We start from the raw sequence: 475 nt of genomic DNA, 5'->3' as shown, positions 1-475 counted from the left end.
GCCGTTGTCGCTTGATACGCTTAACATCGACTTTGCCTGCGCCAAAATCCTAAAATATCTCTCATATATAAGAAGCGAAAATTTTGGGTCGATTTCTAAAAATCTCTGCTTTAAATTTGCCAAAATTTCATCTATGATCATCTCTGGCTCATAGGTCTCAAGCTCGGTCACAAGTACTCTAATGGCGTTTTTATCGGCATTTGCAATGTGCTCGATGATCTGCTCGATCCTACTTGGATCAAGAAGTCCAAGCATCGCTGCCACGCTTGATTTTGTGATATTGCCAGCGCCATAAATGATAGCTTGATCAAGCAGCGTTAGCGTATCTCTTAGCGAGCCGCCGCCACTTCTAGCTAGTATCTCAAGCGCCTCTCTCTCGTAGCTCACGCCCTCTTTACTAAGGATAAATTCAAGATGTTTTACGATCTCATATCTGCTTATTTGTTTAAATCTAAAATGTTGCGTCCTTGAAAGC

The 475-nt window shown here is 42.1% G+C and carries 1 pseudogene; it reads right to left on the bottom strand.

Annotated elements, in window-relative coordinates:
- Positions 1 to 475, bottom strand: a pseudogene (locus CYP43_RS02585) (DNA polymerase III subunit gamma/tau); the annotation flags it as partial.

Source organism: Campylobacter concisus, assembly GCF_002913045.1.
Lineage (GTDB): Bacteria > Campylobacterota > Campylobacteria > Campylobacterales > Campylobacteraceae > Campylobacter_A > Campylobacter_A concisus_AP.
Note: the sequence above shows the minus strand (reverse complement) of the source record. Positions and strands in the feature narration are given on the sequence as shown.